The sequence below is a fragment of the Pararhodobacter sp. CCB-MM2 genome (genome assembly GCF_001691415.1).
In the GTDB taxonomy this organism is placed as follows: domain Bacteria; phylum Pseudomonadota; class Alphaproteobacteria; order Rhodobacterales; family Rhodobacteraceae; genus Pararhodobacter.
Map to the genome: position 1 here is coordinate 32026 of NZ_LRRR01000012.1, position 15590 is coordinate 47615.

Consider the following 15590-nt stretch of genomic DNA (forward strand, 5'->3'; position numbering starts at 1 on the left):
TTACGCGTCGTCGTCTTCGGGCTTGGTGCCGGGCTGGCGGACGCGGTAGATGCCCTCGGGCAGATCCAGCGCGGCGCGCAACTCCTTGAGTTGGTGCATCGACAGGTTGATGACCATCACCTCTTCGGTGTCGGGATCGACCTGCGTGAGGGTCACGCCCTCTTCATGGCTCTCGATCACCACGTCCTCGTTGAGGGGCGCGGGGCCCTCGTCGATGAGGGTGATGACGGTGGCGTCGAAATCGTGCTCGATGGTGAACATAGTGCAGACCTAAGTCGCCGCATTGGCACGGCAAGGTCATGGTCGCGCAGCCGGGCGACAGCCGCAAGGGGCATCGGCGCGGCCTCGCCGAAGCAGGACCGCGCCGGGCAGGGTTAGTTGGTGTCGTTGATGTTGGCCGCGCCGAGGTTGGCTTCGGCCACCGGCGTCTCACCAAAGAGCAGCGTGGCGTTCGCCAGCCCCTCAGGCACTAAGAAGATCACATTGCGCTCGGCATCGTCGCCGATGTTCACGCCGTTGAACTGCCAGTCGAGGATGCGGCGCATGAAGCCCTCGCCGACCAGCGGCATCGTGTGGCCCTCGGCATCGACCAGCCGGAAGTTATGCGTCGACCAGTTGAAGCGGTCGCCGCCATCCGCTTGGTTCGGGGCCACACCCGTCACCTCGATCTCAAGTTCGGCCAGAACCATGCCGGGCGTCGCGGTGATCGAGGTATGCAGCGCGTCGCTGCCCGTGCCGTCCTGCAGATCGGCGCGGCGATAGCGGCGGACGGAATTCACCTCGAAAGTGGCGAAATCCGCGGCATCCTCGGGCTCCGAGGTCTTGGGGATCGTCACCGCGCCCTCGAAGCTGATGTCGTCACCGCCGATCGTCAGGGTGGCCGTGCTGACGCCCTCGGGCACCATGAACAGGCCGTTCCAGTAGACGTCCTGATCCTCGTCGGGGAAGTTGCGCGGGCGTCGGGCCGAGACGCTGCGGGCGTTGAGCTGCATCTGGCCCCAATATTGATAGCCGCCCTGCGGTTCCAACTCGGTCCCGTCGGGCAGGATCAGCTTGATGTCGCGCGAATTGGCGCGGACGCTGTCGACCTCATCCGACCAGGGGCCGTCGGCGACGAGGCGCACATCCACCAGAATCTGGCCGGGGACATGGACGATTTCGGTCAGGCCGGCGGGGCGCCAGTCGCGTTCCTGCCAGCTGACCACGCTGTCATAGGCATGCGCGGTGAGGCTGATGGCTTGAAGCGGGATCTGGGCCGAGGCGGGAAGGGCGACCGAAGCGAGAAGGCAGGACAGGGCCAAGCCCCTGCGGGAGAGTGAGTGCATCATGAAAATCGACCTTTGCAAAAGCCCCGCCGAAAAAGGCGGGGCTTGCAGGGTCGGCCACCGGGGATGAGCTGTCAACCCGCGGCTGTGTGATGTCGCTTGGCGATCAGGCGCGCACGCCCGAGAAACGGGCCTGCCAGTCCTCGCGCTGCTCGTCGGCGATCTTGGCGAACAGCACCTCGGGGGTGGTGAAGGCGTGACCGGCGGGCAGGGTGGCCAGCGCAGCGGCGACATCCGTGGGCCAGGACCAATCGTCCGAGCCCATGGCCTGCATCATCGTCTGCGCAGCGTCCGGGATGAAGGGCTGCGAGATCACCGCATAGAGGCGGATCAGGTTCAGCGCGAGGCGGACCTGCGCCGCGGCGGCTTCGGGGTCGGTCTTGAAGGTCGACCACGGCGCGGCTTCCTGCAGGTATTCGTTGCCCAGAACCCAGAGCGCGCGCAGCTCATTCGAGGATTTGCGCACTTCCATGGCTTCCATGAAGCCCTCATAGGCGCGCAGCTTCTCGGTCAGATCGGCGATCAGCTTCTCTTCGCGCGGGCCGTAGGCGCCGCCCTCGGGGACCACTTCGCCGAATTTCGAGCGGCAGAACTTGGTCACGCGCGAGACGAGGTTGCCTAGCACGTCGGCGAGGTCCTTGTTCACCGAGGCCTGGAAATTCTCCCAGGTAAATTCGCTGTCCGAGCTTTCCGGCGCGTGGCTGAGCAGCCACCAGCGCCAGTAATCCGAGGGCAGGATCGACAGCGCCATGTCCATGAACACGCCACGCCCCTGCGAGGTCGAGAACTGGCCGCCATCATAGTTCAGGTAGTTGAACGACTTGATGTAATCGACCATCTTCCACGGCTCGGTGCCGTCGTGGTTGGCGCCCATCAGCGTCGCCGGGAAGCTGAGGGTGTGGAAGGGCACGTTATCCTTGCCCATGAATTCGTAATACTGGACGTCCGAGGCGCCCTTGTCCTCGCGCCACCAACGTTCCCAGGCCTCGTCGCCGAGGTTGTTGGCATGGGCCCATTCGGCGGTCGCGGCGATGTATTCAATGGGCGCGTCGAACCAGACGTAGAAGACCTTGCCTTCCATGCCCGGCCAATCGTTCTGGCCGTCCTTCACTGCGACGCCCCAGTCGAGGTCGCGGGTGATGCCCCGGTCCTGCAGACCGTCGCCGTCATCGAGCCATTTCAGCGCGATGGAGGTCGTCAGCACCGGCCAGTCCTTCTTCGACTTGATCCAGTCGCGCAGCTGGTCGCGCATCTCGCGCTGGCGCAGGAACAGGTGCTTGGTCTCACGCACTTCCAGATCGGTCGAGCCGGAAATCGCCGAGCGCGGCTCGATCAGGTTGGTCGGGTCGAGCTGCTTGGTGCAGTTCTCGCATTGGTCGCCGCGGGCCCGGTTATAGCCGCAGTTCGGGCAGGTGCCCTCGATATAGCGGTCGGGCAGGAAGCGGCCGTCGGCGTTGGAATAGACCTGCTTTTCCGAGACCTCGGCAATGAGGCCCGCGGCCTTCAGCCGGCCCGCCATGTGCTGGGTCAGCTGGTGGTTCTCGGGGCTGGAGGAACGGCCGAAATGATCGAAGGACAGCTTGAAGCCCTGCGCCAGTTCCGACTGCACCTCGTGCATCTCGGTGCAATATTCGTCGACCGGCTTGCCGGCCTTGGCGGCGGCCAGCTCGGCGGGGGTGCCGTGCTCGTCGGTGGCGCAGATGAACATCACCTCATGGCCGCGCGCACGCATGTAGCGGGCGAACAGGTCCGCGGGCAGCTGGCTTCCGACCAGGTTCCCGAGATGCTTGATCCCGTTGATATACGGGAGGGCCGAGGTGATGAGGATGCGCGCCATGCCGGGATGTCCCTGTTCGTCGTCGTGGTCGGTCCAGAAGGCCGGATTTGCCTGTCCTTACAGCAAGGGCGGGCGCGCTTCCATCCCAACAATAACGCGATTGCACCATGCCGTGAGCCGGGGCTATTCGCATTGACGCGGGCGGCAGGGGCGCGGCACACTCGCCTCGCTGGCCTCCTGCCGGTCCCCTCGGGCCCCCGTCGCAGATCATTTCCGCCAGCCGAGACAAGGATTCCACGATGATGCGATTTTCGCGCCCGCGTTTGATGCTCTCCACCGCCACTGCCGCCCTGCTGCTGCCCCTTGGGGCGCCTGTGGCGATGGCCCAGCAGACCGAGGGCACGACGCCCCCCGCCGCCGCACAATCCGCCGCACCGATGGCCGGGATCGCCATCGAGATCGGCGCCGACATGGACCCCTACAATCCGGGCCGCGTCTCGGTTCGGGTGAACGGTCCGGTCAGCGAGCCCGCTTCGGGCTTTGTGCGGGGCTGCACCGGGCAGGTGATGGCCGAGGCCTCGGGCGTGGCTTTCGACGTGACCGACCGGCGCGAGCGTCTGGCCTTCACCGCCGCCGGCGAAGGGCTGGTCAGCATGGTTCTGGGCACCCCCGACGGGCTGTATCGCTGCGCCTTGGCCGATGAGCGCGGCCTTGCCAGCAGCGCTTTGGCGGCGGTCGATCCCGGTCGCTACACCCTGTGGCTGGGCACCGAGGAAGGCGGCAGCATCGACGCGCGCGTGATCGCCTCGGCCGAGCCGGTCTCGCCGATCGAGCTGTTCGGCTTCGAGGTGGATCGTCTGGGCGAGGTCCGCCAAGGCCGTCACGACTTCACCGCGACGGCCGAGACCGGGCGTCAGACGCTGGTCAGCGGAGCCCCGGTGCTGGCGTCGGAATCCCTCCGTGTGCTGGGCAGCGAAAGCTGCTGGGGCTATGGCGATCTGACCTCCGCCGATGCCGTTCTGACCCTGCCGGAAGGCGCCGGCGCGTTCAGCGTCTTCGCGCGTTCGGACCGGGATCTGGTGATGGCGGTCGTGGATCCCTCGGGCGCGGTGCGCTGCAACGACGACGCGGATGGCCTGAACCCGGCGGTCAGCTTCGACGGCGGGCAGGCCGGTGACTATCAGGTGTTCGTCGGCGGCTATTCGCAGGGTCCGGGCTCGACCTATGACCTCTATGCCTCGGCGGGCGGCAACCCGATGTTCAGCGATGTGGTCGTCAACCTCGACGCCGATCCGCGCGTGGGCCGCGTGGCCTTCGACGCCAGCTCCGGCGCTCAGCTTGTCGCAACCGCTGCCTTGTCGGGCGGGGCAGAGCCGATGGAGGCGCTGCCGGTCGGCTCCTATTGCCCCGGCTTCACCGACGTGACCGCCCCCGACGTGGTGCTGTCGCTGGCCGAGGGACAGCCGCTGCTGTCGATCTACGCCCGCGCGCAGGCCGACATGGTGATGGCGGTCCGCGCCCCCGATGGCAGCTGGAGCTGCAACGACGACGCCTTCGAGCTGAACCCGGGCGTCACGCTGTCGGACGCTCAGCCGGGCGACTACAGTGTCTACCTCGGGACCTATGCGCCGGGCGAGGCGGGGCAGTACAACCTCTATGCCTCGGCCGGGCAGGCGATGTGGGACAACACCACGCCGGGCGGCGGCTTCATGGCCCCGGAATCGCTGAACTTCATGGCCGACCCTTCGGTCGCGCAGCTGACCTTCGGGCCGGAGACGCGCCTTGATCCGCGGATCATCTTCGACATCGAGGCCAGCCAGACCGAGGCCTTCGGCATGGGCGACGGCTGCGCCGGTTTCATCACGCCGAACCAGCCCGATCTGGTCGTTGACACCACCGAGGGTCTGCCGCAGCTGATGGTCTACATGGTCTCGGAAGCGGACGGCACGCTGGTCGTCGTCGGCCCCGACGGGCAGATGCATTGCAACGACGATTTCGAACAGCTCAATCCGGGGGTCATGATCCCGAACCCGACGCCGGGCCGCTACGCCGTCTTTGCCGGCAGCTATTCGGGCACCGGGGGGCTGGCGACGCTGGGGGTCACCATGGCCTCGCCGCTCTGGGTCATGGACCGCGAGCATTGACCGACCTTTCCCCCGCCGGACCACCGGCGGGGGCTTTTCGACCGAGTGATTTGCGGGGGGACCGCCCATGACTTTTTCATCGATCCGCTTGGGGCTGGCGCTGGGGGCTGCGCTGATGGCGATGGCACCGACCTTGGCCTCGGCGCAGGCCAACACCTGCCACTGGGCCAATGACAACGAATGCGACGAGCCGCGCTACAACGGCACCGGCGCCTGCGAGAACGGCACCGATGCCAATGATTGCCGCACCGAGGCCGCGGCGTGGCAACGCCTGATGGACGCGGTGCCGCAGGACATCCGCCTGCAACTGGGCGACGACACCTGCCGCTGGGCCAACGACCGCGAATGCGACGACATCCGCTTCGGAGGCACGGGCGCCTGCACGCCGGGCACCGATGCCTCAGATTGCCGGGCGCTCGCCATCGGCTCGGACGACAGCTGCCGCTGGGCCAATGACGGCGAGTGCGACGATCCGGGCATCGGCACCGGGGCCTGTATCTCGGGCACCGACCGTACCGATTGCGCCGCCGTGGAGATGATGCGCAACCGCTCGAACAGCTGCGCGACCTCGTTCAACAACATCTGCGAGGAGCCGGGCAGCGGGCAGGGCAGCTGTGCCGCCTATACCGACACCGCCGACTGCATCGGCCGCGACCGCCCGGTGGTGATGCGCGACCATTTCTTCGGCCACGACGACCGGGTCCATCCCGACGTCACCCAGATGCCGTGGCGCGCGGTGGGCCTGCTGACCATGGCCGATGGCCAGTGCACCGCCACGCTGATCGCCCCGCGCGTGATCGCCACGGCGGCGCATTGCATGGAGGGTTTCGGCACCGACATGGTCAAGGGCGTCGAGTTCCGCGCCGGCTTCTCGGGCAACAGCGATCAGGGTCGCGCCCGCGTGGTCAGCGCCGTCATCGCCCCCGATTACAGCGAAAGCAGCTTCCCGCCCAACGGCGGCAACGGCAACGATTGGGCGCTGCTGACGTTGGACCGCGATCTGGGCACCGAGATCGGCTTCGTACGTCCCTATGTGTTCGACAAGGACGATCTGGAGCAGATCGCCACCAGCGAATACCTCGTCAGCCAGATGGGCTATAGCTGGGACACCGGCTCCTATCCCTCGGGGCATATGGATTGCCGCATCCTGACCGCCTATCGCGATGGCTCGATGATCCATACCTGCGACACCACGCGGGGCGACAGCGGCTCGCCGATCCTGCATCAGGTCGATGGCGAATGGCGTCTCATTGCGGTCGACAGCCAGTTCTTCGACGCGCAGCCGCCGTTCCCGGAGATGTCCTCGTCGCATCTGGCGGTGGATACCCGCGCCTTCGAGCGCCCGCTGCGCGAGGCCGGGGCGCTGGATTGAGCCCTTCGACCGACGGACGAAAAAGCAACGGGCGGCGGGTCATCCGCCGCCCGTTCCGCATCCCCGGTTGACAGACGGGGGCGAAGGGCGCATCTGACGCGCAGGTTCCGGCACCTGCCGCCCGCGGACGCAAGTCACGGTGAAGCCCGGATCGACCGATATCCTCCCCTCGATGCATTCCATCGATGGACAATGCGGGCCCCATCCTTCCGGAATGCTCTGACGAGGAGCGAGCGATGTCTGTTGGACAAGCTTCCGAGAATACCTTTCTGACCGCCCCGATCGGGCGGCTATTCGTGAAGAACGCCCTGCCCATGGCGGTGATCATGGCGCTGAGCGGGCTTCTGAACGTGACCGACGCGGTCTTCCTGGGCCGGTTCGTCGGCCCCGAGGCGTTGGCCGCGCTGTCGCTGATCTTCCCGCCGGTGATGCTGACCATCGCCCTGTCGACGCTGGTGAGCGGCGGCATGTCGAGCCTTTATGCCCGCCATCTCGGCGCCGGTGACACCAGCGCCGCCGCGCAGGTGCTGGCCCGCGCGCATGGCTTGGCACTGCTGATGGCACTGGCGGCCATCGTCGCGCTCTTCGCGCTGGGCCGCCCTTGGGTCGCCGGGCTGGCCGAGGGCAACCCGACGGTCGCCGCGATGGCCTGGGACTATCTCGCCATCATGGTCTGCGCGACACCCGTGCAGTTCCTTCTGGGCCTCCATGCCGATGCCTGGCGAAATGAGGGGCGGGCCGGGATGATGGCCGCGTTGTCGGTCGGCGTAACGCTGGCCAACATCGCTCTGAATTACGCGCTGATCGTCGGTGCACAGATGGGCATGGCAGGTGCCGCTTGGGGCACGGTCATCGCGCAGGCCTTGGGCCTTGTCCTGCTGGTCGGGCTGCGGGGGCGGGCGCGGGTCACGCTGGGCGCACTGCTGGGGCATCGCTGGTGGGGCGGCTGGGGGCGGATCATCGCATTGGGCGCGCCGTTGAGCCTGCGTTTCCTCGGCATCGCGCTGGTGTCGTCCTGCGTGCTGGCGGCCCTGCGCTTCAGCCAACCGGACAGCTACGCGCTGGCGGTGGCGGCTTATGGCATCGTCACCCGGCTGCTCAGCTTCGTCTTCCTGCCGATGATGGCCATGGGCTTTGCCGTGCAAAGCATCACCGGCAACAACGCGGGCGGGGGCCGGATGGACCGCGCACGGGCGGTGCTGCGCCTCGCCGTGATCGTGGCACTTGTCTATGGGCTGGCGGTCGAGCTGGTGCTGATCGGTGGCGGGCAGGCCATTGCCGCGGGCTTCAGTGACGACGCGGCGGTGCAGGCCGAAGTCTCCCGCATCCTGCGCTGGATGTGCGCCTTCTACCTCGTCACCGGGCCGGTGATGATGGTGGCGTTGTGGTTTCAGGCGCTGGGCCAGCCCGGTCGCACAGCCTTGCTGACGCTTGTGAAACCCTTCGTTCTGACGCCCGTGTTGATCGCGCTGGCCGTGGCGCTGGGTTCGGAGGCCGGGCTCTGGCTGGCATTTCCCTTGAGTGATCTTGGCATGATGGGGTTGGCCGCGTGGCTGTTCCTGACCCGCAATCGCAGCATGGGGAGGGCCCCGGCATGAGCGTGACGAGTATTGACGAGGCCAAGGCCCGCGCCCGCGCCCTGCGCGCCGCGCTGGCCGAGGCGGGCACCGCGATCAGCCATGCGCAGGCGCTTGAACTCATTGCCAAACAAGAGGGCGCGCGGGACTGGAACACCCTGCACGCGCGGCTCACACGGTCGAACGGCGCGCCTTTGCCGCTGCGGTTGGACGGGCGCGTCGAGGGGCAATACCTCGGCCAGCCCTTCACCGGGCGGATCACCCGGTTGGCCCGGATGGGCGAGGGGCACAGCGTGACGATCAAGCTGGATCAGGCCGTCGATGTGGTGCGGTTCGAGAGTTTCTCGAACCTGCGCTCGGTCATCACCGGCACGCTGGATGCCGAGGGGCGCTCGCCGCGCGCAACCTCGGACGGGGTGCCGCAGCTGATCGTCCGGGCGCTGCCGGACTGAGGGCAGTCAGCGGTCCCAATCCTCGCGCGTGATCCAGTCACAGAAGGACCGGATCGCGCGCACCCGGCGGTGGCTGCGCGGCACCACGAGGTAGAAGCCGGGCACCTGCTCGGGGGGCAGATTGGCCAGCGCCTCGGCCCCGAAGGGCGCGACGAGGGCACCGCTGGCCAGATCCTCGGTCGCGTCGCGGTGGGACAGCAGGCCCACGCCCAGCCCCGCCAGCGTCGCACGGCGCATCGTCGCCGCATCCTGCAGGCGCATGTCGGCCCGCTTGCTGTCCCCCTCGACGCCCAGATGGCGCAGGATGTCGGGCCACAACGTCCCCGGAATGGCCGTGTGCAGCAGCGGCACGCCGACCAGATCCTGTGGTGATTGCAGGCGTTCCGCCACGGCCGGGGCACAACACAATACCTTGGGATCGCGGACCAAAAGCGTCGCCTCATGTGGCGGGAAGCTGCCAAATCCCCATTGGATCGTCACATCCACGTCGTCGGCGGCGAAATCCGGCATGTCGACCATCGTCGTCAGGCGCAGATCGGCGTCCGGCAGGATCTCTCGGAAGCGGGCGAAGCGGTCCAAAAGGAAATGCTGGGCGAAATAGGGGCTGGCGTTGACGTTGATGCGCTGCCTGTGGGCGTTGCGCGTCACCCGGCGCAGGCCCTCCTCAATCTCGGCGAAACCCGCGTCGATGAAATGTGACAGCAGGATCGCGGCCTCGGTCGGCTCCACCGCGCGGCCCTGACGGGTGAACAGCGCGACGCCCAAGGTCTCCTCCAGCTGGCGGATCTGCTGGCTGACGGCCTGAGGCGAGACCCGCAGCGCCTCGGAGGCGGCGCGGAAGCTGCGACCGCGGACCACGGCGTGGAACACGCGCAGGGCGTTGAGGGGCAGGGGCTGGCTGGGCAGCAGGGACAAGGCGGGGCTCCGCGTCGGGGTCACCCCCGCGATAGCAAAGCCCCGGCCTTTGGGCAAACGCGCGCTCAGATGATCGCCTTCTCGAGGAACAGCCGACCCTCGACCACACGCTCGTAGCCGACCTCGGCGAAATCGAGGCTACGGTAGGCACCGTAGATGATCTGCTCGGATACCGCGCGACCGACGGCAGGGGCTTGCTGCAACCCGTGGCCCGAGAAGCCGTTGGCGAAGACGAAGTTCGTCACCTCGGGGTGCCGTCCGACCACGAGGTTATGGTCCAGCGTGTTGTAGTCGTAATGACCGGCCCATTGGTTGACGACCTTCATCGCCTCGAAATTCTCCGAGCGTTCAGCTAAGGCGGGCCAGATGATCTCTTCGAATTCCTCGTAGCGCGGGGTGAAGTCGTCGTAATCCACCGCCGGGTCGTCGACCGGGACGGCGCCGGCGAGGAAATACCGGCCCTCGGGACGGACGAAGACCCCCGTGGTGTCGATCATCAGCGGCAGGCGCCCACCGGCCACGCGGGCCGAACCCTCGGGCGTCTTGGCGCAATCCAGAACGAACAGCGTGCGTTTGCGAGGCTCGACCGGCAGGTGCAGTCCGGCCATCTTCGCCGTCAGACCGGCACGCGGGCCCGAAGCGTTGACCACCGTTCCCGCCTTGATGACGGCTCCGGATTTCAGCGTGACCGTGGTGACGGCGTTCCCGTCGCGCCCGATTGCCGTGACTTCGTCATGGATCAGCTCGGCGCCTTGGGCGCGGGCCTTGGCGCGGAAGCCGTTCATGAGGCCGGTGTTGTTGAACCAGCCCTCGCCCGAACGGCCATAGGAAGCCATGACGATGTCATCGACACGCAGATGCGGGAAGGCATCGGCCAGTTCGGCCTGCGACCAAAGGACGGTATCCGCCCCGCAGGCGCGTTGGACCTCGTGGTTCTCGCGCAGGATCTGCGCCTGTGCCTCGGAATTGGCGAGGAACAGATAGCCCGCCTCGTGGAAGTTGAGGTCGGGCCGGTCGTCGCCCACCGCCATGGTGTTCGCGAAGTCACGGATGAAGGACAGGCCGAACTGGCTGATCTTCACGTTGATGGCGTTCGAGAATTGGGTGCGGATCGACGAGGCGGATAGCCCCGTCGACGCTTGTGCAAAACGCGGATCCCGCTCGACCACCAGAACCGAGCCCTTGAAGTCCGGGTTGGCGGTCAGGAAATACGCCACCGACGCGCCGATCACCGCGCCGCCGACGATCACCACGTCATAGCTGTCTTTCACTTCTGGGCCTCGTCATCGGGATGCGGGAAATCGACATAGCCGCCACCCAGATGGATGGTCGACGGTGCGAAGGGGTCCTGCGGCGGCACGGTGGCCTCGACGCGGGCGCGGTGCGGCTCGGCCGATTCCTGCGGCTGGTAGCCCAGATGCGCGGCATAGCGGTTGTCGGTGGTCTTCACCTTGTTGTCCGACATGCCGAAGACGACCGTATGCGCGACGCGCGGCGCGCACAGCGCGTCGGTCACCAGGCGCACGCAGTCGTTGAAGGTCAGGAAGGACCACAGATGGCGGCGGTCGACGGGCTCGGGGAAGCAGGAGAAGATGCGCACCATGACGCTCTCGATGCCGAACTTGTCCCAGTAGAGGCTGCCGAGATCCTCGACGAAGCATTTCGACAGGCCGTACAGCGTGTCCGGGCGATGGGCCGAGCGTGCGTCGATCTGGTCTTCCATCTTGTGGAAGCCGATGGCGTGCACCGACGAGGCATAGACCACGCGCTTCACGCCATGTTTCCGCGCGCCTTCATAGATGTGGTACGAGCCGCGGATCGAGCTGTCGAGCACCTCTTGCCACGGCTTCTCGACCGGCGCGCCGCCGAAATGCACGATCATGTCGACGCCTTCGCAGGCGGCCATCACTGCCTCCATATCGGCCAGATCGCAGGTCACCATCTCTTCGTTCGGCTGCAGATCCGTGCACTCGATGCGGTCGAGCAGCCGCAGCTTGCGGGCCAGCGGCGCGAGGCCGCGGCGCAGTTGCGAGCCGAGGTTGCCGGCCGCGCCGGTGATGAGCAGGGTGTCGAAACGGGGTGTGTCGGTCATGCCGTGTCCTTCAATTCCTATCGCGGGGATGAGCCCGCCCGCCGCGACTGTAAAGCCGGGCGGGCGCTGCCGTGTCAGATGTCGTCGCGGTCTGTGTATCCGCGCAGCGTGTCGGTGGCGCGTGCCTCATTGCTGCGCTTTGCCGGATCGCCATAGCCGCCGCCGCCGGGGGCCTTCAGCACCAGCCGCCGACCGGCGGGCACATGCTGCCAGCCCTTGGGGTTGAGCTTCGTGCCATCGTCCAGCGCGACCACGCCCGGCGCGCCCTCGGCCCCGCCGTCGCGGCCCTTCGGCGCGTGGTTCACCCGGTCGAACATCGCCGAGAAATCAAACTCATGGCCCGGCAGCGCTTCGATCTCCAGCACCTGTCCCAGACCGCCCCGGAACTCGCCATCGCCGCCCGAGCCGTCCCGCAGCTCCTTGCGCCAGACGACGATCGGGCCGGTCTGCTCGGTCGCCTCGACCGGCATGGTCATCACGCCCGAGGGGAAGGCGGTCGCGGACAGCCCGTCCAGAGTCGGCCGCGCGCCCATGCCGCCCGAGTTGAACAGCAGCATCTCGGCACGACGCCCGGTCTGACCGGCGACGGGGCGGGCCGAGATATGCAGGTTCCACAAAGCTGCGGCCCCCTCGGCGAGGATCTGGCCCGGCAGCGCCTGCGAGAAGGCGCCGAGCACGAGGTCCGGCACCATATGGCCGAAGACATGGCGCAGGCTGACCGGCGCGGGGCGCGGGGCGTTCAGGATGCAATCGGGTGCGGCGATGGTGAACAGCGACAGCGAGGCCCAGTTGTTGGGGATGTCGGGCGCGACGACGCACATCAACGCGTAGCAGGCATAGGCCTTGGTGTAGATCAGCGGCACGTTGATGCCCCAGCGGCTGACCCCGTCCGAGCCCGCGAAATCGGCATGGACCCGGCCCTCGCCGATCTCGACCGCCACTTCCAGCCGCACCGATTGGTCATAGCCATCGGTCATCAGGCTGTTGGACCAGCGGCCCTTGGGCAGGGCGGCGATCCGCTCCAGCATGGCGGCGCGGGTGCGGGTGAAGATGAATTCGCCCAGCGCGTCGAGGTCGGCCATGCCGGTCTCGCGCATCATATCGACCAGTCGGCGGTGGCCCACATCGTTGCAGGCCGCGAGCGAGTAGAAATCGCCAACCACTTGATTGGGCTCGCGAACATTAGCGCGCAGCAGACGCACCAGATCCTCGTTCACCACACCCTTGCGGGCGAAATGCATGATCGGGATCTGGATGCCTTCCTCGTAGACCGATTTCGCATCGGCGCCAAAGCCGCGCCCGCCCACGTCCACCACATGCGCAGTGCAGGCGAAGAAACCGACCAGCTTGCCATCCAGGAACGAGGGCGAGACCATGGTGATGTCGTGCAGATGCCCGGTGCCCTTCCACGGGTCGTTGGTGACGTAGGTGTCACCGGCATGCATGTTCTCGGGGCCGATCTCTTCGATGAAATGGCCCACGGCCTCGGCCATGGTGTTCACATGGCCCGGCGTGCCGGTCACCGCCTGCGCCAGCATCCGGCCCTTGGGGTCGTAGATGCCGGCGGACAGATCGCCCGCCTCACGCACCGAGGTGGAAAAGGCCGTGCGGATCAGGGTCATCGCCTGTTCCTCGACGACCGAGATCAAGCGGTTCCACATCACCTGCAGGCGGATGTCATCGAGCGCGCTCATTGCACTTGCTCCTTGCGGATCAGCATCAGGGTGCCGTCGGGCTGCATCACGGCGTCGAACGGCGTGGTCACGACGGTCGAGGTTTCCCGCTCGACGATCACGGCGGGGCCTTCGACGCGCTGGCCGGGCTCTATCGCGCTGCGCTCGATGATGGCGCTGGGCAGCATCGCGCCCTGCGCCGGGTCGAAGACCGCGCGGGTCGTGGGCGCTGCCATGGCGGCGCCGGTGTCGATCATGGCGACGCGGGCGGGGGCGGGGCGGATGTCCTCGGCCTTGACCGAGAGCGTGACGATTTCCACCTCCAGCCCGCCGAGCCCATCGATCGCCCGGCCGAAGAACTCCGCATAGGCTGACTGGAACATGCCGCGCAGGACGTCGGCATCAGCCGCGGTGAACGGGCGGTCGGGGAGGGGGACCGGGATCTCCCAGCCTTGGCCCGAATAGCGCATGAAGGCCGTGACCTCGCGCCGGATCTCGCCCGCTGAGCCGGATTTGACGAAGCCCATGGCAGTCTCGGTCAGTTCCGCGATGAGGGTGTTGAAGGCGTTCGCGTCGAAGCCCGAGAGCCGGATGACCTTCGACGCCAGCGCCTCGTAGCCGAAGGGCGCGCGCAGGAAGCCGATGGCCGAGCCGACGCCCGCGCCCTGCGGGATCAGGCAGCGGTCGATGCCCAACTTCTCGCACAGACGCGCGGCATGCAGCGGGGCCGCGCCGCCGAAGGCGATCATCACGTTGTCGCCGATGGTCTTGCCGTTCTCGACGGCATGGACGCGTGCGGCGTTGGCCATGTTCTCGTCGACCACCTCGCAGATGCCGAACCCGGCCGCGAGGGAATCTAGCCCCAGCTTGCCTGCGACTTCCGTCTGGATCGCCTGTTCCGAATTCGCCACCGACAGCCTGATCGCGCCGCCGGCGAAATTGTCGGGGTCGAGCTTGCCCAGCACGAGGTCGGCATCGGTGATCGCCGGCCGCTCGCCGCCGCGCTGATAGCACGCGGGCCCGGGTTCCGAGGCGGCGCTTTCCGGCCCGGTCTGGATCCGGCCCATCGCGTCGACCCAGGCCAGCGACCCGCCGCCCGCGCCGATTTCGATCATCTCGATCACCGGAATGGAGATCGGCATCCCCGAGCCCTTGGCGAAACGGGTGGTCCGCGCGACCTCGAAGCTGCGGGCAGTCTTGGGCGCGAAGCCCTCGATCAGGCAGATCTTGGCGGTCGTGCCGCCCATGTCGTAGCTCACGACCTTGTCGAGGTTGAAGCGCTTCGCCACATCCGCCGCGAAGATCGCGCCGCCGGCCGGGCCGGATTCCACCAGCCGGACGGGGAATTCGGCGGCCGTCTCCAGCGAGATCAGCCCGCCGCCCGAATGGATCATGAAGACCGGGCAGGTCGCGCCCATCTCGGCCAGACGGATCTGCAGGCGGGCGAGGGAATCTTCCATCTGCGGGCGCACATAGGCGTTGGCGCAGACGGTGTTGAAGCGCTCGTATTCGCGCATCTGCGGCGAGACGTCGGAGGAGATCGAGATCGGCAGGCTGACCTTGCGCGACAGGATTTCGCGCGCGCGGCGCTCATGCGCGGGGTTCATGTAGCTGTGGAGGAAGCCGATCGCCACGGCGCCATAGCCACCGGCGGCGATACGGTCGGCGAGGGCTTCGAGCGCGGCTTCGTCAAGCGGCAGGAGCTCCTGACCCTCGGCGCCGATGCGCCCGGCGACGGGGAAGCGGTCCTCACGCGGGACCAGCGGCGTCGGCAACTTTAGGTTCAGGTCGTATTGATCGAAGCGGCTTTCCGTCCGCATCTCGATCACGTCGCGAAAGCCTTCGGTGGTGATGAAGGCAGTCTTCGCGCCGCGGCGTTCGATCAGGGCGTTGGTGGCAAGGGTCGTGCCGTGGATCACCAGTTCCAGCGCCGAGGGGTCGATGCCCGCCTCGCCGCAGACCGTCTCGATGCCATCGAGGATCGCCTGTTCAGGCGCCGTGTAGTTGGTCAGAACCTTGGTCGAGAACAGCGTCCCGTTCAGGTCCAGCACGATATCCGTGAACGTCCCGCCGATGTCCGCGCCCAGCCGGATCGCCTGTTGCGTGCTCTTACCCATGCCGTCCCCGCGCTCGTCGTTGATCGCGCCATCCTGCCTGTCGATGCGCTTTGGGCCAAACAAGAAATACTCCTGATTGGCAAGCTGAACTTGCTAATGGGCGGGATTGGCAGAGGCATCAGGTCTCGTCGTGAGGTCAATCGCCG

At 67.1% G+C, this 15590-nt stretch carries 12 protein-coding genes; 4 read left to right on the forward strand and 8 right to left on the reverse strand.

The annotated features are described in order from the left end of the window. From BCY78_RS13175 to metG, 3 genes are all read right to left on the reverse strand, one after another. Positions 1-261: a hypothetical protein gene (locus BCY78_RS13175; RefSeq protein WP_068302582.1), complete on the reverse strand. Its 261-nt coding sequence runs from the start codon at positions 259-261 to the stop codon at positions 1-3. Between the two features lie 113 nt (positions 262-374). Beyond that, positions 375-1325: a hypothetical protein gene (locus tag BCY78_RS13180; RefSeq protein WP_158515938.1), complete on the reverse strand. Its 951-nt coding sequence runs from the start codon at positions 1323-1325 to the stop codon at positions 375-377. Positions 1326-1431: 106 nt separating this feature from the next. After that, positions 1432-3162 carry a methionine--tRNA ligase gene (gene metG / locus BCY78_RS13185; protein WP_068302589.1) on the reverse strand — a complete coding sequence of 577 codons (1731 nt, stop codon included), beginning with the start codon at positions 3160-3162 and terminating at the stop codon, positions 1432-1434. Between the two features lie 266 nt (positions 3163-3428). On the opposite strand from metG, the gene BCY78_RS13190 reads away from it, so the two are divergent. The 4 genes from BCY78_RS13190 to BCY78_RS13205 all read left to right on the forward strand — a co-directional run bounded on the left by BCY78_RS13190 (position 3429) and on the right by BCY78_RS13205 (position 8647). Beyond that, entirely contained in the window at positions 3429-5246 is a 1818-nt protein-coding gene (locus BCY78_RS13190; RefSeq protein WP_139103167.1) for a hypothetical protein, read from the forward strand. Positions 5247-5313: 67 nt separating this feature from the next. Beyond that, entirely contained in the window at positions 5314-6618 is a 1305-nt protein-coding gene (locus BCY78_RS13195; RefSeq protein WP_068302595.1) for a serine protease, read from the forward strand. A 236-nt stretch (positions 6619-6854) separates the two neighbouring features. Continuing rightward, positions 6855-8216 carry an MATE family efflux transporter gene (locus tag BCY78_RS13200; RefSeq protein ID WP_068302597.1) on the forward strand — a complete coding sequence of 454 codons (1362 nt, stop codon included), beginning with the start codon at positions 6855-6857 and terminating at the stop codon, positions 8214-8216. Then, the gene (locus BCY78_RS13205) at positions 8213-8647 is read left to right on the forward strand and encodes a glyoxalase superfamily protein (protein WP_068302599.1); all 435 of its coding nucleotides are present in this window, start codon (positions 8213-8215) and stop codon (positions 8645-8647) included. The genes BCY78_RS13200 and BCY78_RS13205 overlap by 4 nt, the downstream gene beginning before the upstream one ends. Positions 8648-8653: 6 nt before the next feature. On the opposite strand, the gene BCY78_RS13210 is transcribed toward BCY78_RS13205, so the two are convergent. From BCY78_RS13210 to BCY78_RS13230, 5 genes are all read right to left on the reverse strand, one after another. Then, positions 8654-9562, reverse strand: coding sequence for a LysR substrate-binding domain-containing protein (locus tag BCY78_RS13210; protein ID WP_068302601.1), 909 nt, complete (start codon positions 9560-9562; stop codon positions 8654-8656). Positions 9563-9627: 65 nt separating this feature from the next. Beyond that, positions 9628-10833 (reverse strand): FAD-binding oxidoreductase, encoded by a 1206-nt coding sequence (locus BCY78_RS13215; protein ID WP_068302603.1) that lies wholly within the window; start codon positions 10831-10833, stop codon positions 9628-9630. Continuing rightward, positions 10830-11654, reverse strand: coding sequence for an NAD(P)-dependent oxidoreductase (locus BCY78_RS13220; RefSeq protein ID WP_068302606.1), 825 nt, complete (start codon positions 11652-11654; stop codon positions 10830-10832). Before BCY78_RS13220 ends, BCY78_RS13215 begins: the two co-directional genes overlap by 4 nt. 74 nt (positions 11655-11728) lie before the next feature. Then, on the reverse strand, positions 11729-13348 hold the full coding sequence (locus tag BCY78_RS13225; RefSeq protein ID WP_068302607.1) for a hydantoinase B/oxoprolinase family protein: 1620 nt from the start codon (positions 13346-13348) through the stop codon (positions 11729-11731). Then, complete coding sequence (locus tag BCY78_RS13230; protein WP_068302761.1) at positions 13345-15444, reverse strand: hydantoinase/oxoprolinase family protein; 2100 nt, start codon at positions 15442-15444, stop codon at positions 13345-13347. The genes BCY78_RS13225 and BCY78_RS13230 overlap by 4 nt, the downstream gene beginning before the upstream one ends. Between the last annotated feature and the right edge of the window lie 146 nt (positions 15445-15590).